Genomic DNA, 19,490 nt, shown 5'->3' with positions numbered 1-19,490 from the left:
CAACCGGGAATCGGGTGCCGGGCCGAAGGCATGGCCCGGCACTGACCGAAGACCGTCCCGGCCGCGGTGCGGCCGGGACGGTCTTCACCCCTTGGCGCGGTCGGCCACCACGGCCGGCAGCTCGGGCAGCGTGACCGCCACGCGCGCCCCGACCGGGAAGTCGGCGGCCCGCCGGGTGGGCACGTCGGCCTTGATGTCGTACCCCTCGGGCAGTCGCACGGTGATGCGGGTGGTGGCCCCGAGGAAGGCTCCGGACGTCACCTGGGCGTCGCCCTGGGGATCCGGGGCCAGCTCCACCGCCTCCGGACGGACCAGCACGTCCACGCTCGCGCCCGCGGGGGCGGCGCCGCCCGTCACCGGCACCCGGCTGCCCAGCGCCTCGGCGACGTCGGCCGCCGCCATCCGGCCCGGGATCCGGCTCACCGTTCCGACGAACTCGGCGACGAAGGCGGTGGCCGGGCGGGAGTAGAGGTCCGTGGGCGAGGAGCACTGCTCGACCCGGCCGGCCCGCATCACGGCGACCCGGTCGGCCATCGACAGGGCCTCTTCCTGGTCGTGCGTCACGAACAGGGTGGTGATGCCCAGTTCCTGCTGCAGCCGGCGGATCTCCTCGCGCAGGGTGGTGCGCACCTTGGCGTCCAACGCCGACAGCGGCTCGTCGAGCAGCAGCACCCGCGGGCGCAGTGCGAGCGCACGGGCCAGCGCGATGCGCTGCTGCTGGCCGCCGGAGAGCTGGTGCGGGAAGCGCTCGCCCTTGTCGGCCAGGCCCACCAGGTCCAGCAGCTCCGCGGCCCTGGCGCGCCGCTGCGCGGTGGCGACCTTGCGCATGCGCAGCCCGAAGGCCACGTTGTCGAGCGCGCTGAGGTGCGGGAAGAGGCTGTACGACTGGAAGACCATGCCCGCGTCGCGCCGGTGGGCCGGAACGCCCGTGACGTCCACGCCGTCGACCAGCACCTCACCGGAATCGGGGTGCTCGAACCCGGCGAGCATGCGCAGCGCTGTGGTCTTGCCGCAGCCGGACGGGCCGAGCAGGGCGAGGAGTTCGCCCGGACGGACCGTCAGGTCGAGCCCGTCGAGGGCGACGGAGTTCCCGAACTGACGTCGCAGGCCGCGGAATTCGACGGTGGCGGCGCCGGACTTGGCAGTCTTCTCGTTCTCTGGGGCGGTGAGGGTCATGGCGGTGTCATCCCTAGGGGGCGGTACGGGAAGGGGTGCGGCGCCCGCCGACGGCGGCGAGGGCGAGCAGCAGCATCCAGGTCACGAGCAGGCTGAGCACGGAGACGGCGACGGACATCTGCGCCTGGGAGCCGGAGATGTCCACGATCCACACCGCGAAGGGCTGGTAGCCCAGCAGGTGGGAGACGGTGAACTCGCCGAGCACCAGCGCGAGGGTGAGGAACGAGGCGTTCAGCAGGGCCCCGCGCAGGTTCGGCAGCACGGCTCGCACCAGTGCCTGCGGCCAGCTCGCACCGCAGCTGCGGGCGGCCTCGACGAGGGTGCGCACGTCGACGGCCCGCAGTCCGGCGTCCAGGGCCTGGTACACGAACGGCAGCGCCATCACGACGTACGCGAGGACGAGGACGAACGGGTAGTTCTCGTTCTGGATCGCCACGATCGTCTGGAAGAGCGGGGTGCGCGAGAGGTACTCGGGCCCCCACTTCAGCACCGTGCTGATCCCGGCGACGAACGCGATCGGCGGCACGACGAGCGGCAGTGAGCAGACGACGGCGACGACGGACCGCAGCTTCGGCGCGCCGAGCCGCAGCGCGACCATGGCGGGGACCATCAGCAGCAGGACCAGGACGATGGTGGTCACCGCCAGCTCCAGGGAGAGCAGCAGGCTGTCGGTGAACCCCTCGGTGCCGAGAATCTGGCTGTAGGCGCCGAACGTGACACGGTCGCCCGAGTCGACCGAGAAGACCACGGACGCGGCGAGCGGGACGAGGAAGTACACCGCGGCCGCGGCCAGGACGAGACCTCGCCCGGGCCGGACGCGCGTGCGGGAGAGGGTCAGGCGAGCCATCGCGAGCTCCGTCGTTGCAGGGGCAGGTACACGGCCATCACCAGACCCGCGACCACGACCATGTCGAGGCTGAGGGCCAGTGCCACGTTCTCCTGTCCGACGAGAACGTTTCCGGAGAGGGCGTCGGCGATCTGCAGCGTGACCAGCGGGACGGTGCTGCCGACCATCGCGGCCGCGGTGGCGTACGCGGCGAACGCGCTGCCGAAGAGCAGCACGAAACCGCCGAGCAGAGACGGCGTGAGCACCGGCAGAGCGACGTGCCGCCAGTACTGTCCGTGGGTGGCGCCGTTGTTCTGCGCGGCCTCGCGCCACTGGGCGCGCAGCCCCTCGAGGGCCGGCGTGATGGTGAGGACCATCAGCGGTACGAGGAAGTACAGGTAGACCAGGGTCAGACCCCAGAAGCTGTACAGATCGAAGCCCGCGTCCTTCAGACCCAGGCGCCCGGTGAGGACACCGGAGTTGCCGAGGGTGGCCACGAAGGCGAAGGCGAGCGGCACTCCGCCGAAGTTGGCGAGCACGCCCGAGGCCGTCAGCACCGCCTCACGCAGGAAACGGAAGCGCGAGGTCACCACCGCCTGGGCGAGCAGCAACCCGAACACCGTGGCGATGGCGGCGGACACCGCGGACAGTTTCACACTGCCGAGCAGGGCGGTCAGATACGCGCCCTGCAGGGAGCTGCTCAGGTTCTCGCCGCTGTACGAAGTCGCGCCCGTCGCCTGGTCCTTGACGGTGAAGGCGCCGTTCAGCATGGCCAGGGCGGGCAGCCCGAAGGTGATCGCGGTGAAGGCCAGCAGCGGAACGACCGCAAGCCAGCCGGGGGCGCGGCGCCGCCGCTTCGCCGAAGCGGCGGGCGCCACGTCCACACGCGGGAGGGCGGTGGTCATCCGGAGACGGCCTTACCCCAGCCCTGCGCGATGACTGTCTTGGCCTTGTTCTGCTGGTCCTCGGACGGGAAGGAAGGCGTGCCCGTGACCGCGGGCAGCTTGGCCGCGGCGTCCTTGTCCAGCGTGCCGGCCTTGTCCATCGCGGTCATGAGGGCCGGACGGGCGTAACCCTTGAGCCAGAGGTTCTGGCCCTCGGTGCTGTAGAGGTACTCCTGCCACAGGCGGGCGGCCGCCGGGTGCGGGGCGTCCTTGTTGATGGCCTGCGAGTAGTACTGGGCGTACTGGCCGTCGCTCGGGACGGAGACCTTCCAGTCCAGACCCTTGGACTTGAACTCGTCGGCGTAGCCGGCGTTCAGGTAGTCCCAGTCGATGCTGATCGGGGTCTCGCCCTTCTCGACGGTGGCCGGGGTCGACTCGACGGGCGTGTAGTTGCCGTTCTTCTTCAGCTTGGCGAAGAAGTCGAGACCCGCCTGGACGTCGTCGAAGGAGCCGCCGTTCGCGAGCGCGGCCGCGTAGACACCACCGAAGGCCGAACCGGACTTGGTGGGGTTGCCGTTGAGCGCGACCTGGCCCTTGTACTGCGGCTTCAGCAGGTCGGCGAAGGTGGTCGGGCAGGTCTTGACCCGCTTGGCGTCGCAGCCGATGGAGACGTAGCCGCCGTAGTCGTTGTACCAGCGGGCCTGCGGGTCCTTCTGCGCGGAGGGGATGTCCCCGAAGGAGGCGACCTTGTACGGCGCGAGCAGCCCCTGCTGGGCGGCGCTCAGGGCGAAGGAGCTGCCCAGGTCGAGGACGTCGGGAGCGCGGTCCTGGCCCTTGCGCGTGGTGACGGCGTTGATCTCGTCCTGGCTGCTGGCGTCCGGGCTCTCGTCCTCGATCTTGATGCCGTACTTCTTCTGGAAGCCGTCGATGAGGGCGCCGTAGTTGGCCCAGTCGCGGGGCAGCGCGATGGCGTGCAGCGTGCCCTCCTTCTTGGCCGCCGCGACCAGGGCGTCCATGCCTCCCATGTCGGCGGCGGAGGTGGCGGTCGCGGCGCTCTTGCCGTCGGTGGTGGTCGACGCGTTGTCGGTGGCGGCGCCGCAGGCGCTCAGGGCGAGCGCGGCAACAACGGCGAGGCCGCCGCTGAGGACGGTGGTTCTCGACAGGGACACTGGTTCTCCAGGGGAGGCACGAGGAGTACGAAGCACTTGTCTGAACAAGTTGGCCTCAGTACGCCCGGCCCCGATGTCCTGTTCGTGAACAGAGGCGAAACCCTGAACCTTTGTTGCCTGCACATTCGCGACCGGAGTAGATCACGCTCAGGTCTCGTTTAGTCTGTTCGGGCTGTGCACAGCAGTCGACCAAGAGGGGAAGCATGACGGCCCGACATGAGGAGATCGCGGACGCATTGCGTCGTGCGATCGACCGCGAGGAGTACACCGTCGGCAGTCTGCTGCCCACGGAGACCGACCTCGCGGCCCACTACGGCGTCTCTCGCGGCACGGTCCGCCAGGCCGTCGCGGCCCTCACCGCCGAGGGCCTCATCGGGTCACGGCAGGGCGCCCGCCGGGTGGTCCTGGCCAGCCGGCGCAGCCAGAGCTTCGCGGAGCTGCGCAGCTTCGCCGAGTGGGCGCGGGCGATGGGCCGGGAGGCCACCGGGCGCGTCGTGGCGCAGACCTACCGTCCGGCGACCCAGGAGGACGCCGTACGCCTCCATCTGGCCGAGCAGACCCCGGTACTGCACGTCCTGCGCGTGCGCGGACTGGACGGGGAGCCCGTGCTGCTGGAGCGGACCGTGTACGCGGACTGGATCTCCCCGGCGGTCGAGGCCATAGAGCCCGACTGCCCCTCCGTCACCCAGCGGCTCTTCGAGGACCGGGGCCTGGTCTTCGCGTACGGCGAGCACGTCATCGACGCGGTCGCGGCGGGGGCCCGGGACGCCGAACTGCTCGGCATCCGGCGCACCAGCCCGCTGCTGCGGGTCCGCCGCGTCACGACCACACGCGAAGGGCGCCCGGTGGAGTGGTCGGACGACCGCTACCGCTCGGACGCCGTGAGCTTCAGCGTGCACAACTCGATAGGGAACAACGCGCTCGCCCGCAAGACGGCCGAGTGACCGGCCGGGCCCGCAGGGGGGCGTCAGGTGGGCGAGCCCGACGAGAACCGGCGCAGCAACGGCGAGAGGACGAGCACCGATTTGGTGCGCTCCACGAAGGGTTCCCCGGCGATCCGCTCCAGCACGCGCTCGAAGTGCCGCATGTCGGCGGCGAAGACCTGGGCGATCGCGTCGGCCTCACCGGTGACGGTGGAGGCCGCCACGACCTCCTGGTAGCGCTCCAGGCCCCGGCGGATGGTCTCCGGGGAGGTGTTGCGTCGGCAGTACAGCTCGACGAACCCCTCCGTCTCCCAGCCGAGCGCCCTCGGGTCCACCCGGACGGTGAACCCGGTGATGGCGCCGGTCGCGCGCAGTCTGTCCACGCGCCGCTTGACGGCGGGCGCGGACAGCCCCACGAGTTGGCCGATGTCCGCGTAGGAGCGGCGGGCGTCCTCGGCCAGGGCGTGGACGATGCGTTCGTCGAGGTCGTTCAGCAAGGCGGGTGGTTCACTTCTCTGCGGTGAGTGCGGTCGGCGCGGGCTCCACGGCGGCCTGCCGGGAACGGCGGTGGCCCCACAGGAAGTAGAACACGAGCCCGGGGGCGGTCCGGCACCCGAAGAGCACCGAGGTGACGGTCGCGGGGCACCCGCTGAAGCGGAACCCGGCCGCGTGCCGCACCGACGGCAGCGGGACCCCGAACGCCCGGGCCGGCGCCCGTGCGATCGCCCGCGCCTCGGCCTCGTCCGCTACGCCCGGAAGCCGTCGCGGTGATTCCGGCGCTCGCCCGCGCCTCGGCCTCGTCCGCCGCGTCAAAGCCGCGGGCCGCCGCCTGAGCGTCGATCCACCGGCGGTGAGCTGCTGTCGAGCACAGCACCGAAGTACGCCCGGAAGGCCCTGGGCCCGCGCGCGGTGCGCACGGTACCCCGCCGCCCGTACCCCGACTTGAGACACACGGCCTCGCTCGGGCAGCCGGTTCACCCGGCCCGGCACCCAGGCGCTCGCCCGGCGCGCCGAAGCCCGACTGCCCCGGAACGCCACGGGCCGCCGTCCGGGCATCGATCCGCGGGCTGCCGGCCGCCCGAGGCCGCCTGCCTCTTGCCCCGCGTACGGCGCGCGCAGTGCCCCGCCGCCCGCACGCCGCCTCGGCGGCCACGCGTCGCTTCCGGCCCCGGGCGGCGACTCCGCGTGAAAGCGGCCCCTGCCGCCCCGGGGACGGGACGACAGGGGCCGGGGGAAAGCGAGTTGCCTCAGTTCCAGCTGGCGTGCAGCGGCTTGCCCTCCGCATAGCCCGCCGCGCTCTGGATGCCCACGACGGCCCGCTCGGCGAACTCCTCCAGGGAGCCTGCGCCCGCGTAGGTGCAGGACGAGCGGACACCCGCGATGATCGAGTCGATCAGGTCCTCGACGCCGGGGCGCGCCGGGTCGAGGAACATGCGGGAGGTCGAGATGCCCTCCTCGAACAGGGCCTTGCGGGCACGGTCGTACGCCGACTCCTCCGACGTGCGGTTGCGCACCGCACGCCCCGACGCCATGCCGAAGGACTCCTTGTACAGGCGGCCGTTCGCGTCCTGCTGCAGGTCGCCCGGGGACTCGTAGGTACCGGCGAACCAGGAGCCGATCATCACGTTGGACGCCCCGGCGGCCAGCGCCATCGCCACGTCGCGCGGGTGGCGGACGCCGCCGTCGGCCCACACGTGCTTGCCGTACTTCTTCGCCTCCTCGGCGCACTCGAGGACGGCCGAGAACTGCGGCCGGCCGACACCGGTCATCATGCGCGTGGTGCACATGGCTCCCGGGCCGACACCGACCTTGACGATGTCCGCGCCCGCCTCGATCAGATCGCGCACACCCTCGGCGGCGACGACGTTGCCCGCGACGATCGGTACCTGCGGGTCCAGTGCCCGCACGGTCCGGACGGCGCCGATCATCGACTCCTGGTGGCCGTGCGCGGTGTCGATGACGAGCGTGTCGACGCCCGCGTCGAGCAACTGCTTGGCCTTGCCCGCGACATCGCCGTTGATGCCGACGGCGGCGGCGATGCGCAGCCTGCCGTCGGCGTCGGTGGCCGGCGTGTACAGCGTGGCGCGCAGGGCGCCCTTGCGGGTCAGGATGCCGGCCAGCCTGCCGTCCTCGTCGACGGCGGGCGCGTAACGGCGGTTCGCGGCGTCGAGGATGTCGAAGGCCTCGCCCGGGTCGATGCCGGCGTCGAGGAGCAGCAGGTCCTTGGACATGACGACCTCGAGCTGGGTGAAGCGGTCCACGCCCGAGAGGTCCGCGTCGGTGACGACGCCCATCGGCCGCTGGTCCCCGTCCACGACCACACCGGCGTTGTGCGCCCGCTTCGGCAGCAGCGCGAGAGCGTCGGCGACGGTCTGGTGCGGGGCCAGCACGATCGGGGTGTCGAGCACGAGATGGCGGCTCTTGACCCAGGAGACGACCTCGGTGACCACGTCGATCGGGATGTCCTGCGGGATGACCACCAGACCACCGCGACGGGCCATCGTCTCCGCCATCCGGCGCCCGGCGATCGCCGTCATGTTGGCGACGACCAGCGGGATGGTGGTGCCCGAGCCGTCCGGGGAGGTGAGGTCCACACCCTGGCGGGAGCCGACCGCGGACCGGCGCGGCACCATGAAGACGTCGTCGTACGTCAGGTCGTACGAGGGCTGGATGTCGTTGAGGAAACGCACGTGCTGCACATCCCAGTCGATCAGAGGCGGCCCCCTGCCAGGTCAGTCAGGGGGATGAGCACGTACTTCATTGTCCCATGTCGATGGGTATGCGGTCGTTGGACTGATCATCCAGGCAGGTCACGAGGCTCTTCGTGGGATCCTCCAAGGGCGAGGGCGACGGTCAGCCCCGGCGTCCGCCGCTCCGCCGCGGAGAACACCTCGAGGGCGACGTCCCACTCCTCGGGCCGTGCCGTCGCGTACCGCCGCCATCCCCGTACGACGAGGAGCAGGCCCCTGCCCACGGCGGCCGGCGGCCAGACGGTGCGATCGGTGAGCGAGTCGGCGAGCGCGTCCCAGTTCCGGCCGAACCAGTCGGGCAGGCCGAGGGCGCGGGCGATCCGCTCCATGAACGCGGCCTTGTCGTCCACTCCGTCGAGATCCAGCGTGACCACGAGCCGGTCCGCCAGGTCGTCGGTCATTCCGGTACCGCCCTGGTCGAGTTGTGGTGATCGTCGATACGGCAGCCGTGCGGGCACGGAGCATCATCGTGGCACGAACATGCCAGACACGGGACGGCGGAGACCCGAGGCGGCAGGTGACGCCGGCGCACCGCCGGCGTCCCCGCAACGCGGCCGCCCCTCGATTCTCCGCCGTGGTCGCGACCGGGGCGTCCGGCCGTCAGGGCCCGTCGGGGTCCGACCGGTTCAGCGCCGGCTTCGGCGTCGGCCCCGCCGCCATGAGGTAGTCCGCCGCCGACGTGTCCGTCACGAGACTGGTGACGAGCCCGGACCGCAGCACCGCGTCGATCGCCGCCGCCTTTCTCTGTCCACCGGCTATCGCTACCACCTCGGGGATACGGCGCAACTGGTCCGCCTTGACGGTGATGCACCGTTCTCCGAGATCGCGCCCGACCCGGCGGCCGTCGGCGTCGAAGAGATGGGCGGACATCTCGGCGGCGACACCGAGGGACGCGTAGTGCGCGCGTTCCTCGTCGCTCAGCATGTCGTGCACCGTCGAGATGCCCGGCTCCCACGAGCCGATGGAGACACAGGCGACCGTGACCTTGTCGAAGTACTCGAAGGCCCGGGCGATCCCCGTCTGGTTGCGCAGCGCGGCCGCGGTCGCGGCGTCCGGCAGCAGCATCGGCGCGTAGATGGGGTGGGCGTCACCGCCCGAGACCTGCGCGGCACGACGCACGGCCTCCACCGAACCGCGCTCGGCGGTTCCGGCGTCGTACACGCCCGTCAACTGCACCACCGTGCACGGAGGCAGCCGGTCGAGGGCGGCCGCCATGTGGATGGTGGAGCGGCCCCAGGCCAGGCCCAGGACATCGCCCTCGGTCACCAGTTCGCCGAGCAGATCGGCGGCCACCTCACCGAGGTTCTCGGGGTCGGGCGACTCCTCGGCCTCGACCGGGGACTCGACCACGACGGCGTGCCTGAGGCCGTACCGGGCGCGCAGCGCGTCGGAGCGCTCGGCGTCCAGTTCGGCGGGAACACGGATCTCGATCCGCACGAGATCCCGTTCGAGGGCGGTCTCCAGGACCCGGGCCACCTTGAAGCGGCTGACGCCGAACTCCTCCGCGATCTGGATCTTGGACTTGCCCTCGAGATAGAAGCGACGGGCCATGGCCGCCGCCTGCACCAGCTCAGCGGGTCCCATCCGCATGGCTGACCGGCCCGCCGACATACCCGACACGGCCATCTCCTCACTGCTGTTCACACTCTGCATTCGCCGTTCATCCTTGCAGATCCGGCGTACTTGATCAGCCGGGACGGTCGGCGTTCAGTTTCCGTTGGCTCAGTCGTCGCACGCCCAGGACGCGCGGGCGGTCGCCCGCTCCGCCTGGGTGCGCAATGCACGTACCGCGGCGGCCGGGTCGGACGCCCCGTACACGGCCGAACCGGCCACGAAGACGTCCGCTCCGGCCTCCGCGCACTGTTCGATGGTGGAGGCCGAGACACCGCCGTCGACCTGCAGCCAGAGCTCGAGGCCGTGCTTGCTGATGAGCTCTCGGGTGCGGCGGATCTTCGGCAGCATGATGTCCAGGAACGCCTGTCCGCCGAAACCGGGCTCGACCGTCATGATCAGCAACATGTCCAGCTCGGGCAGCAGGTCCTCGTACGGTTCGATCGGGGTCGCGGGCTTGAGGGCCATGGAGGCCCGGGCACCCTTGGCCCTGATCTCGCGGGCGAGCCGCACGGGCGCGGCGGCCGCCTCGATGTGGAAGGTGACCGAACCGGCCCCCGCCTCGACGTACTGGGGCGCCCAGCGATCGGCGTCCTCGATCATCAGGTGGCAGTCCAGCGGTGTGTCCGTCGCCCGCGCCAGGGCCTCCACGATCGGCGCGCCGAGCGTGAGATTCGGGACGAAGTGGTTGTCCATCACGTCGACGTGGAGCCAGTCGGCCCCTTCCGCGGCCTTCGCCTCCTCAGCGAGGCGGGCGAAGTCGGCGGACAGGATGCTGGGGTTGATCTGCACGGCCATGACCCAAGCCTGCCATGCCCGGCGCCGCTTGTTGCGTCCGGTCCGCCTGGCGGACCTCCGGCCCCGGGGACACCCGGTCGGACCGCGCCGGCCCGAGGGAGCCGGGAGCAGCACGGGTCGCCCGCCGGGCCTCGCCGGGCGAAGGCGGCTCAGGGCGCTCCGACGCCCCTGAGGAACGCGTCCACGACCAGGTCGGCCGCCTGCGGAGGCTCCAGCTCGGGGAAGCGGTGGGCGGCGCTGTCGACCAGCTGATCGAGGACGGCCCGCGCCCAGCCGAGCGGGATGCCGGGGCGCAGGAAGCCTTCGTCGGCCGCACGGCGGACAAAGGCGTCCAGCCGTGCACTCAGTTCCTGACGCCTGCTGTCCGCGTCGGGGTCCTCGCGCATCATGCGGCGCGTGTCGACGGGCCACTCCCGGCTGACGGGGACGATCCCCTCCACATACCGGTGCAGTGCCACGGCGACGGGGGCCTCCGTGAGCCGCGCCTCGTCCAGGACGTGTTCGGAGGCGTCGAGTTTCGCCTGGAACACCGCGGCGAGCAGGGCTTCGCGTGTGGCGAAGCGGCGATGCGCGGTGGTGCGGTCGACGCCGGCCTCAAGGGCGATGGCCGACAGCGAGGTGCTCGGATTCTCGGCCAGCAACCGGGCTCCGGTGCGCAGAAGTGCGGCGAGGTTGCGTGCGGCGTCGGCTCTCATGATGCGCCCACCCTATCAACGAGTCGCACTTGAGCCCCCTTCTTCATCTCGTCAGCCTCCATAGGAATTACTACTGCTACAGTCGTGTTGCAGATAGCCGTAAAGCTTCCACATGAGCTGCGAGACCGCTGACTCGGGTCGGCGGACTCACCAGGAGAGGAGAGATGGACCATGGCACGGACTTGGCTGATCACCGGTGGTTCGCAAGGGCTCGGCAGGGCCTTGGCCGGCGCGGCGCTGGAGGCGGGTGACCGCGTCGCGGTCACCTCCCGCCGTCCGGAGGCGCTGGCCGATCTGCGGACGGAGCACGCCCGACGAATGCTCGCCCTGCCCCTCGACGTGACCTCGCCGTCCTCCGCCCGGGACGTGGTCGCGGCGGCCGTCGACCGCTTCGGGTCGCTGGACGTCGTGGTCAACAACGCGGGATACGCGACCAGCGGTTCGATCGAGGACTTCCCGGAGGACGAGTTCAGGGCGCAGATCGAGGCGAACCTCTTCGGCGTGATCAATGTGACCAGGGCGGCGCTGCCCGTCCTGCGCGCCCAGCGCTCCGGACACTTCGTGCAGGTGTCCTCCATCGGCGGGCGCGTGGGGGGCACCCCGGGCCTGAGCGCCTACCAGACCGCGAAGTTCGGCGTCGAGGGCTTCTCCGAGGTCCTCGCCAACGAGGTCGCGCCGCTCGGCATCAAGGTGACCATCGTCGAGCCGGGCGGCATCCGGACCGGCTGGGCCGCCGGCGCCGCGCTGGAGTCCGGTCTCGTCGGGGCCGACTACGAGCAGACCGTCGGTCAGTGGCTGAAGCGCTTCGCCGAGTACAGCGGCAATGAGCCCGGCGACCCGGCACGCATGGCCGGTGCGATCGTCGACGTCGTCGGCGCACCCGAGCCCCCGCGCCGGCTGCTCCTGGGCAGCGACGCCCTGGACATCGCCCTGGCCGCGGAGGAAGGGCGGTCGGCCGAGGCCCGCAGCTGGGCCCACGTCAGCAGGTCCACCGACCACGCGCCCGCTTCCTGACGGTGCCCCTGCGAGCAGCCGGCCCGGATCGGTCCCCCGTTCGCCCGGGCCGGCGCCCCGGGCCCCGCGGCGGCCGCTCGCACAGGCCGGTCACCCGCGGGGATCCGCCCGACCCGCTCCCGAGAAACACCGGAGCGCGCGGTACAGCCGCCCGCCCCGCCTCTTCCCCGTACTTCCCTCCCTTCCACTTCACGAGAAAGAAGCGACCGATGATGATCCGCGACAAGCTCTACATCGGCGGTTCCTGGGTGGCGCCCAGCAACCCCGACCTGCTGGAGATCCTCTCTCCGCACGACCGGTCCGTCCTCGGCCGTGCGGCCCAGGCGGCCGAGGCCGACGTGGACGCCGCCGTGGCCGCGGCTCGCGAGGCGTTCGACCACGGTCCGTGGCCCCTCACCGACCCCAAGGAGCGGCAGGAGGTGATCCGGCGATTCAACGCGCTGCGCGAGGCCCGTGCCGACGAGATCGCCGCCGCCATCTCCGCCGAGAACGGTTCGGCGCTCTGGTTCACCAAGGCCGGCCAGCCGTTCCTGACCCGTCAGGCCAACGCCTACCTCAGGGCGGCCGAGGAGTTCGGCTGGGAGGAGGTCGTGGCGCCCTCGGACCCGTCGGTGGATTTCGACACCGTCGTCAGGCGGGAGCCGATCGGTGTCGTCGCCGCGGTCATCCCCTGGAACTCCCCCTACTCCGCGGCCATGGCGAAGCTGGCGCCCGCCCTGCTGGCGGGCAACACCGTGGTGCTCAAGGTCTCCCCGGAGAACTCGCTCAGCATGATGCTCCTCGCGGACCTGTTCCACGAGGCCGGGCTCCCCGGGGGAACCCTCAGCGTCCTGCCCGCGGACCGGGAGACCAGCGAGTACCTGGTCTCGCATCCGGACGTCGACAAGATCTCCTTCACCGGGTCGACCAGGGCAGGCCGCCGTATCGCCTCGATCGCGGGCGAACAGCTCAAGCGGGTCGGCCTCGAACTCGGCGGCAAGTCCGCCGCGATCGTCCTGGAGGACGCCGACCTCCCCTCCGTGATGCAGGGACTGCGTTTCGGTTCCCTGGGCAACAACGGCGAGGCCTGCATCCTGCAGACCCGCATCCTCGCCCCGCGCGGCCGCTACGACGAGATCGTCGCGGCGCTGAAGGAGATGGTGGAGTCCCTGAAGGTCGGAGACCCCTCCGCGGAGGACACCTTCATCGGTCCCATGATCCGCCCCGACCAGCAGCAGCGCGTGATCGACTACATTCGGCTGGGCATCGAGGAGGGCGCCCGTCCGGTGACGGGAGGCCCGGAGGTCCCCAAGGGGCTGGAACAGGGCAACTACGTCACTCCGACACTGTTCGCCGACGTCGACAACAGCATGCGCATCGCCCAGGAGGAGATCTTCGGCCCGGTCCTCACCGTCATCGCCTACGACGACGAGGACGACGCGGTGCGCATCGCCAACGACTCCGACTACGGCCTGTCGGGCGGTGTCTGGTCGGCGGATCCCGAGCGCGCCCTCGAGGTGGCCCGCCGGCTCCGCACCGGAACCGTCACCCTCAACGGTTCACCGATGAGCTTCGACGGTCCGTTCGGCGGCTACAAGGCGAGCGGCATCGGCCGTGAGTACGGGGCGGTGGGCCTGACCGGGTACGTCGAGCACAAGACCGTCACCCGCCGGCGGTAGATCCCGCCGACCGGGCGGGCGCATGTCCCGGTCGTCGCCGCCATCGCGGCCGGCGTGCCCGGCGAGGACGCCGTCACGCTCGCCGGGGCGTCTCCCGCGACCGGGGGCACGCCCGCCTGCCGGGACGACGGCAGGGAACGGGGAGCCGCCGCCCGACGACGGCGACGAGGTGGTCGGGCGACCACCGGCAGGCCGCTCGCCCCACGGCCGGCCGCGGGGCGGCGTCACCCGCTCCGGGGTTCCGATCGGGATGTGCCGCCCGGTCACGGCGTGTCCGGCCGTGGCATCGGCCGGACAGGAACCGGTCACTCGTCCCGGGAGCCCGACCCGGGTCAGGGGTCAGGGGTCAGGCGGTCCGGCGGACGATCGCCAGGTACATCGCGTCGGTGCCGTGGAGATGCGGCCACAGCTGTACGTCGGGACCGTCGCCGAGCGCCGGCACGCCCGCCAGCAGGGGGCGGGCGTCGACGAGCTCGGTGTCCCGGTGCTGCTTCAGCACGTCGTCGACCACCGCACGGGTCTCGGCGAGATGGGGAGAACAGGTGGCGTAGCCGACGACGCCGCCGACACGCACGGACTCCAGGGCCGTGGTGAGCAGGGCACGCTGGAGGGGCGCGAAGCCGTCCAGGTCCTCGGGGCGGCGCCGCCACCTGGCCTCGGGCCTGCGGCGCAGTGCGCCGAGCCCGGTGCACGGCACGTCCACCAGCACGCGGTCGAAGCTGCCGGCCCGCCACGGCGGGCGGGTCCCGTCGGCCGTGATCACCTGATAGGGGCCGGGGTTCCCGTCCAGCGCCTTCGCCACCAGACCGGCCCGGTGCGGCTGCTTCTCGGACGCCACCAGCAGGGCTCCGCGCTCGGCGGCGAGCGCCGCCAGCAGCGCCGCCTTGCCGCCGGGCCCCGCGCAGCCGTCGAGCCACCTCTTGTCGGGGCCCTCCAGGGGCGCGTTCGCGAGGGCGAGGGCGACGAGCTGGCTGCCCTCGTCCTGGACGCCGGCGCGGCCTTCCCGTACGGCGTCGACGGCGCCGGGCTCGCCGCCTTCGGTGAGCCGGACGGCGTACGGCGACCAGCGGCCCGGTACCGCCGCTTCTTCGCGCAGCAGCTCCTCGGTGGTGGCGCGGCCGGGACGGGCGACGAGCGTGACCTCGGGGCGCTCGTTGTCGGCTTCGAGGAGGTCCTCGATCCCGGCACGGCCGCCGCCGAGGGAGTCCCAGAGGGCGGAGACGACCCAGCGCGGGTGCGAGTGCACGACCGCGAGATGGTCCTCGGCGTCCTCCTCGTAGGGCGGTGCCACCCGCTCGAGCCAGCCGTCGAGGTCGTCCTGGGCCACCTTGCGCAGCACGGCGTTGACGAACTTGGCGCGCCCGTCGCCGAGCACGACCCGGGCGAGTTCCACGGTGGCCGACACCGCGGCGTGGCTGGGGATCCGTGTCCCCAGCAGCTGATGGGCGCCGAGGCTCAGTACGTCGAGCACGGGCGGGTCGACCTCGCGCAGCGGCCGGTCGACGCAGGCCGCGAGGACGGCGTCGTACGTCCCCTGACGGCGCAGCGTCCCGTACACCAACTCCGTGGCGAGGGCCGCGTCCCGGGTGTCGAAGTCGCCCTTCTCGCGCGCCTTGCGCAGCAGGGGCGGCAGCACGAGGTTCGCGTAGGCGTCCCGCTCGTCGACGGCCCGCAGGGCGTCGAAGGCGAGGACGCGGACAGGGTCCTTCTTGGGCCGGCGGTAGGGCTTGCGGGGACGGCGGGACTGCTCGCTCACGAAAAGGTGCTCCGGGTGTGGGATGACGTGCGCGTCCCAGCGTACGTCCGTGCGGGTCGGGCCGTTCGGAGAGGTCAGCCGCCGAGGCTCTCGCCGTCGCCGATCCGAGCCCCGCGCGCCCAGTCGGCGGCCCGCATCGGCTTCTTGCCCTGGGCCTGCACCCACATCAGCTCCACGGCGTACGAGCCGGTGCCGACGAAGACGTCGTTCTTGCCGACGGACAACCGGCCGGGGACGAGCTCCGTCCGCTCCGGTGCGGGTGCGACCTGGATGAGCTTCAGCCGCTCGCCCCGGAAGACGGTCCAGGCGCCGGGCGCGGGCGTGCAGGCCCGGACCAGTCGGTCCACTCGGAGCGCGGGCGCGGACCAGTCGACGTGTGCGTCCTCGACGTTGATCTTCGGCGCGAGGGTGACGCCCTCGGCGGGCTGCGGCACGGCCTTCAGGGTGCCGTCCTCGATGCCGTCCATGGTGGCCGCGAGCAGTCCGGCACCGGCGAAGGCGAGCCGGGTGAGGAGGTCCCCGCTGGTGTCGGTGGGCCGGATCTGCTCGGTGACGGTGCCGTAGACGGGCCCCGAGTCGAGCCCTTCCTCGATGAGGAACGTGGAGGCGCCGGTGATCTCGTCGCCCGCCAGGACGGAGTGCTGCACCGGGGCGGCGCCGCGCCAGGCGGGGAGCAGGGAGAAGTGCAGATTGACCCAGCCGTGGGCGGGGACGTCGAGGGCGACGCGCGGCAGCAGCGCACCGTAGGCGACCACGGGGCAGCAGTCGGGGGCGATCTCCCGCAGGCGGGTGAGGAAGTCCTCGTCCCGGGGCCTGTTCGGCTTGAGTACCTCGATCCCGGCCTCCATCGCCCGCTCGGCGACCGGACTGGCGATCAGCCTGCGCCCGCGCCCCGCCGGTGCGTCGGGCCGCGTGACGACGGCGGCGACCTCGTGCCTCCCGGACGCGAGCAGCGCGTCCAGTGCGGGAACGGCGACCTCGGGGGTGCCTGCGAAGACAAGCCTCATAAGGGAGTGACGGCCTCTCGGGCGGGAGCTCTGACGGACCCTCACGCGTCCGGCGGTGCCGGAGCGGGTGGTCGGCTCACCAGTCTATGGGGGTCCGGGCCGCGGGGGCGCTTCGACCACCCACGACCACGGCGAACGCCTCATGCAGCGCGCACCACTCCTGGGGGCGTACGCATATGCCCTTACGCCCCCGCCCCGTGACCACAGACCCCTAAACGCGTTGGTCAAGAAAGAGTTGACCACAGCGGGCCACGATGGCGGCCCGACCCTTTTCAACGCCGGTTCGAGAGGCTTGTTCATGGCCGACCACGCAACCCACGACGCCCAGGCCCGGGCCAGCCTGCACTTGCTGGTGCGGGACATCGAGCGGGTCCGCCGGCAGGTGGACGCACTGCGCACCCTCACCGCTCAGTTGGGCAACGTCTACCGCCCGCGCCGCTCCGGCCCCTCCACGGGCTTCGTCGTCTACGGACGCGCCCCCGCCCCGACCGTCCGCCTCGCCCAGGAGTTGCGGGACAGTGTCGAGACCCTGGTCACGGCTGCCGTGGACTTCGACCGGTCACTCGGTTTCTCGTGGGACGCCGTGGGCTCCGCACTGGGCGTCACCAAGCAGGCGGTGCACCGCCGTTACGGCGCCCGCCGCGCCGCCGCCCAGGCGCCCACCGAACCCGAACGAGCGTCCGACCCTTCCGTCGGCCGCACGCTGAACGTGACCGGGGCCATGCCCACGGTCCCTGCTGCCCGTTCGATGCCGTCGCAGCCGACGGCGGGCACCCCCGCCTTCCGCGACGAGGTCCGGCCCACGGCCTTCCCCGGCCCGCGCAACGGCTGAGCCCGACTCTCTTTCCGTCTCCCGATCCAGCGGCAGGCTGCCGCAGGGCACGGCGTCCGCGCACCGGCGTGCGGGCGCCGTGCCCTGCGGCAGGCGTGTCCGCCGAGTCCTGGCTCGAGAGAGGCGGCGCCTGGGCCCCCGTCGGCCGGCAGGGACTCGGCGGCCACCGGCGGCAGCGGTCCCTCACCCGATGTCGGGCGGGTCGATCCGGATGCGGACCGTCTCTCCGCTCCCGCCTCGTGCCGTGCGCGCCGCCAGCGCGGTCTTCAACGCGGAGGCCAGCGCGGCCCCGCTCCCCGGCGGCACCCGGATGAGCGCCCGCTCCCACCGCTCACCCGGTGGAGGTCCACCGGGCCGCCGTGCCCGCCCGGCCTCGGTGACCGGCACCGGTACGGGCCCCAGCACCTCGGCGTCGGACGGCAGCCGGGCCCCGCCGAGAAAACCCGTCACGGCGTCGGCCGGACCCGATACGGCCGCCATTCGTGACACCGGCGGGAATCCCAGCTCGGCCCGCTCGGCGAGCTCCCGTACCGCGTGCCCGACGGGATCCCAGCGGACGAGCGCCTGCACGGGCCTGAGTGTCGGTTCGGCGACGACCACCACCGTCCCGCCCGCCGACTGCGGCCGTACGAGCGCACTCGCGCCGATCCAGCGCCGCAGCGCCTCCTCGCCCGCCCTCAGATCGGGACGGCCGAGCATGGCCCACCCGTCGAGGAGCAGCGCCGCCGCGTACCCGCCCTCGGCGACCGGCTCGGCCCCCGGCGTGCTGACGACCAGCGCGGGTGTGCCCGGGACCGTGTCCAGCACCTGCTCGCGTCCCGAGGTCCGCACCGCTACGGCCGGAAACGCCCGCCCCAGCTCCTCGGCGGTCCGCCGAGCCCCCACTATCCGGGCCCGCAGCCGGAATCCGCCGCACTCCGGACAGTGCCAGTCGGTCTCCTGCCGCCCGCACCAGTCGCACCGCAGCTCTCCCGCGTCCTGCGCGGACAGCGGTCCGGCGCAGTGCCGGCACCGGGCGGGCGCCCGGCACTGGGCGCAGGCCATGCGGGGCACATAACCGCGCCGGGGAACCTGTACGAGCACCGGCCCCTGGCGCAGGCCGTCCCGTACGACCTGCCAGGCGAGCGTGGGCAGGCGCGCCGCCCTGGCGGCCTCGTCCCGTGCGAGGTCCCCGTCCCCCACGGTCCGTACGAGCGGCGCGAGCGCCCGCACCTGCTCCCGGTCGGCGACGAGCGGGGCGGCCCACCCGCTCGCCACGAGCTGGGCGGCCTCGACGGTGCAGCTCCAACTGCCCAGCAGGAACGCACTGGAGTCGCGCGAGGCACGGAGCTCCAGCACCTCGCGGACATGCGGATGGGGGGCGTTGTCGTCGCTGTGGCTGGCGTCCCCGTCGTCCCACACGACGACCAGCCCGAGATCGTGCACCGGAGCGAACATGGCCGCCCGTGTCCCGACGACGGCGCGCACGGCACCGCGGCGCACGGCGAGCCATTCCCGGTACCGCCGCTCCTGCCCGGCGTCGGCGGTCAGCAGCGCGTGCCGGCCGTCGCCCATCAGCGCCCTGAGCGCCGCGTCCACCCGCGCGGCGGGCCGCCCGGCCGGTACGACGACCAGGGCGCCCCGGCCGGAGGCGAGCGTGGCCTGCACGGCCCGGGCGATCTCCTCCGCCCACAGCGGGCCGGGCAGAGCCGTCCAGACGGCCCGGGGAGCACCGCCCGAGGCCAGCGACCGCAGGAACTCCGGACCTCGTCCGTACCTCCGCCAGGACCCGGGGTCGGGCGCGGGCGGCGGGGCGGGCGGCGCACCCGTCCCGGCGGACTCGGCGCGGGCGTGCCGCGGTGGGACGGCGAGCTGGAGCACATCGGCGAGGCTGCCCGCGTACCGGTCGGCGACCGCGCGGGCGAGCCCGAGCAGTTCGGGCGAGAGGACCGGCTCGGGCGACACGACCTGGGCCAGCGCCGCCAGGGGCCCCGTGTAGTCGGTCTCGGCCACGCGCTCGACCAGGAATCCGTCGATGAGGCCGCCGCCCTCACGGCGCCCTTCGCGCACGCTGCGCCCGCCGGCCCCGAACCGCACCCGCACCCGGACACCGGGCTGGGCCACCGCGTCGAGCTCCTCGGGGACCGCGTAGTCGAAGTAGCGGTCCAGATGCAGCACGCCCTTGTCCACGAGCACGCGCGCGACCGGCCGCTCCTTGGCCAGTGCGGCCCCTCGCCACGTCCGCGGCCTGGCCCTGGGCGCCTTGGCCCTCTGCACGGCCTCACGCATCAGCGCAAGCTGCTCGGGCGGCGCGGCCTCTCCGCCGCCCGCCGGCTGCTGCCCGTTCCCGCTGCTCACGCTTGCATTTTTACCAAAAGCCACTGACACCGACGCGGGCCGGCCGTCCCGCGG

Annotated in this window: 17 protein-coding genes; 4 read left to right on the top strand and 13 right to left on the bottom strand. The window is 72.6% G+C overall.

Features of this window, described 5'->3' with window-relative positions; genetic code table 11:
* Window positions 1-84: 84 nt before the first annotated feature.
* Genes ACSHXN_RS33160 through ACSHXN_RS33145 form a run of 4 tightly spaced genes read right to left on the bottom strand, consistent with a single transcriptional unit; the run spans window position 85 to window position 4,055 of the window.
* Entirely contained in the window at window positions 85-1,176 is a 1,092-nt protein-coding gene (locus ACSHXN_RS33160) for an ABC transporter ATP-binding protein (RefSeq protein WP_355138100.1), read from the bottom strand.
* A gap of 13 nt (window positions 1,177-1,189) precedes the next feature.
* A complete protein-coding gene (locus ACSHXN_RS33155; RefSeq protein ID WP_355138102.1) occupies window positions 1,190-2,023 on the bottom strand; it encodes an ABC transporter permease in 834 nt (277 codons plus the stop codon).
* Complete coding sequence (locus ACSHXN_RS33150) at window positions 2,011-2,907, bottom strand: ABC transporter permease (RefSeq protein ID WP_355138104.1); 897 nt, start codon at window positions 2,905-2,907, stop codon at window positions 2,011-2,013. The genes ACSHXN_RS33155 and ACSHXN_RS33150 overlap by 13 nt, the downstream gene beginning before the upstream one ends.
* A complete protein-coding gene (locus tag ACSHXN_RS33145; RefSeq protein WP_355138106.1) occupies window positions 2,904-4,055 on the bottom strand; it encodes an ABC transporter substrate-binding protein in 1,152 nt (383 codons plus the stop codon). The genes ACSHXN_RS33150 and ACSHXN_RS33145 overlap by 4 nt, the downstream gene beginning before the upstream one ends.
* A 203-nt stretch (window positions 4,056-4,258) precedes the next feature.
* Here ACSHXN_RS33145 and ACSHXN_RS33140 point away from each other — a divergent pair, with 203 nt between their 5' ends.
* Entirely contained in the window at window positions 4,259-4,999 is a 741-nt protein-coding gene (locus ACSHXN_RS33140) for a GntR family transcriptional regulator (protein WP_355138108.1), read from the top strand.
* A 23-nt stretch (window positions 5,000-5,022) separates the two neighbouring features.
* On the opposite strand, the gene ACSHXN_RS33135 is transcribed toward ACSHXN_RS33140, so the two are convergent.
* The 6 genes from ACSHXN_RS33135 to ACSHXN_RS33110 form a co-directional block, all read right to left on the bottom strand.
* On the bottom strand, window positions 5,023-5,475 hold the full coding sequence (locus ACSHXN_RS33135) for an Lrp/AsnC family transcriptional regulator (protein ID WP_115974992.1): 453 nt from the start codon (window positions 5,473-5,475) through the stop codon (window positions 5,023-5,025).
* 750 nt (window positions 5,476-6,225) lie between these two features.
* The gene (locus tag ACSHXN_RS33130) at window positions 6,226-7,668 is read right to left on the bottom strand and encodes a GuaB1 family IMP dehydrogenase-related protein (RefSeq protein WP_355138187.1); all 1,443 of its coding nucleotides are present in this window, start codon (window positions 7,666-7,668) and stop codon (window positions 6,226-6,228) included.
* Window positions 7,669-7,775: 107 nt separating this feature from the next.
* On the bottom strand, window positions 7,776-8,129 hold the full coding sequence (locus ACSHXN_RS33125) for a barstar family protein (RefSeq protein ID WP_355803370.1): 354 nt from the start codon (window positions 8,127-8,129) through the stop codon (window positions 7,776-7,778).
* A gap of 199 nt (window positions 8,130-8,328) precedes the next feature.
* Window positions 8,329-9,372: a sugar-binding transcriptional regulator gene (locus tag ACSHXN_RS33120; RefSeq protein WP_345551740.1), complete on the bottom strand. Its 1,044-nt coding sequence runs from the start codon at window positions 9,370-9,372 to the stop codon at window positions 8,329-8,331.
* A 78-nt stretch (window positions 9,373-9,450) separates the two neighbouring features.
* Window positions 9,451-10,137, bottom strand: a complete 687-nt coding sequence (gene rpe / locus ACSHXN_RS33115) for a ribulose-phosphate 3-epimerase (RefSeq protein WP_355138112.1) — start codon at window positions 10,135-10,137, stop codon at window positions 9,451-9,453.
* 149 nt (window positions 10,138-10,286) lie between these two features.
* A complete protein-coding gene (locus tag ACSHXN_RS33110) occupies window positions 10,287-10,832 on the bottom strand; it encodes a TetR/AcrR family transcriptional regulator (RefSeq protein ID WP_355138114.1) in 546 nt (181 codons plus the stop codon).
* Window positions 10,833-11,003: 171 nt separating this feature from the next.
* Between ACSHXN_RS33110 and ACSHXN_RS33105 the strand changes: the two genes are divergently transcribed.
* Window positions 11,004-11,846, top strand: coding sequence for an oxidoreductase (locus ACSHXN_RS33105; RefSeq protein WP_438304740.1), 843 nt, complete (start codon window positions 11,004-11,006; stop codon window positions 11,844-11,846).
* Window positions 11,847-12,055: 209 nt separating this feature from the next.
* The gene (locus ACSHXN_RS33100; RefSeq protein ID WP_355138118.1) at window positions 12,056-13,504 is read left to right on the top strand and encodes an aldehyde dehydrogenase; all 1,449 of its coding nucleotides are present in this window, start codon (window positions 12,056-12,058) and stop codon (window positions 13,502-13,504) included.
* Window positions 13,505-13,850: 346 nt separating this feature from the next.
* On the opposite strand, the gene ACSHXN_RS33095 is transcribed toward ACSHXN_RS33100, so the two are convergent.
* On the bottom strand, window positions 13,851-15,260 hold the full coding sequence (locus tag ACSHXN_RS33095) for an RsmB/NOP family class I SAM-dependent RNA methyltransferase (RefSeq protein ID WP_355138120.1): 1,410 nt from the start codon (window positions 15,258-15,260) through the stop codon (window positions 13,851-13,853).
* 74 nt (window positions 15,261-15,334) lie between these two features.
* Window positions 15,335-16,267, bottom strand: a complete 933-nt coding sequence (gene fmt, locus ACSHXN_RS33090; RefSeq protein ID WP_355138121.1) for a methionyl-tRNA formyltransferase — start codon at window positions 16,265-16,267, stop codon at window positions 15,335-15,337.
* A gap of 298 nt (window positions 16,268-16,565) precedes the next feature.
* Here fmt and ACSHXN_RS33085 point away from each other — a divergent pair, with 298 nt between their 5' ends.
* Entirely contained in the window at window positions 16,566-17,099 is a 534-nt protein-coding gene (locus ACSHXN_RS33085; RefSeq protein ID WP_355803379.1) for a hypothetical protein, read from the top strand.
* Window positions 17,100-17,282: 183 nt separating this feature from the next.
* Here ACSHXN_RS33085 and ACSHXN_RS33080 read toward each other — a convergent pair whose 3' ends face one another.
* Window positions 17,283-19,436: a primosomal protein N' gene (locus ACSHXN_RS33080; RefSeq protein WP_438304736.1), complete on the bottom strand. Its 2,154-nt coding sequence runs from the start codon at window positions 19,434-19,436 to the stop codon at window positions 17,283-17,285.
* Window positions 19,437-19,490 lie beyond the last annotated feature (54 nt).

It is taken from the genome of Streptomyces sp. HUAS TT11 (assembly GCF_051553595.1).
In the GTDB taxonomy this organism is placed as follows: domain Bacteria; phylum Actinomycetota; class Actinomycetes; order Streptomycetales; family Streptomycetaceae; genus Streptomyces.
Note: the sequence above shows the minus strand (reverse complement) of the source record. Positions and strands in the feature narration are given on the sequence as shown.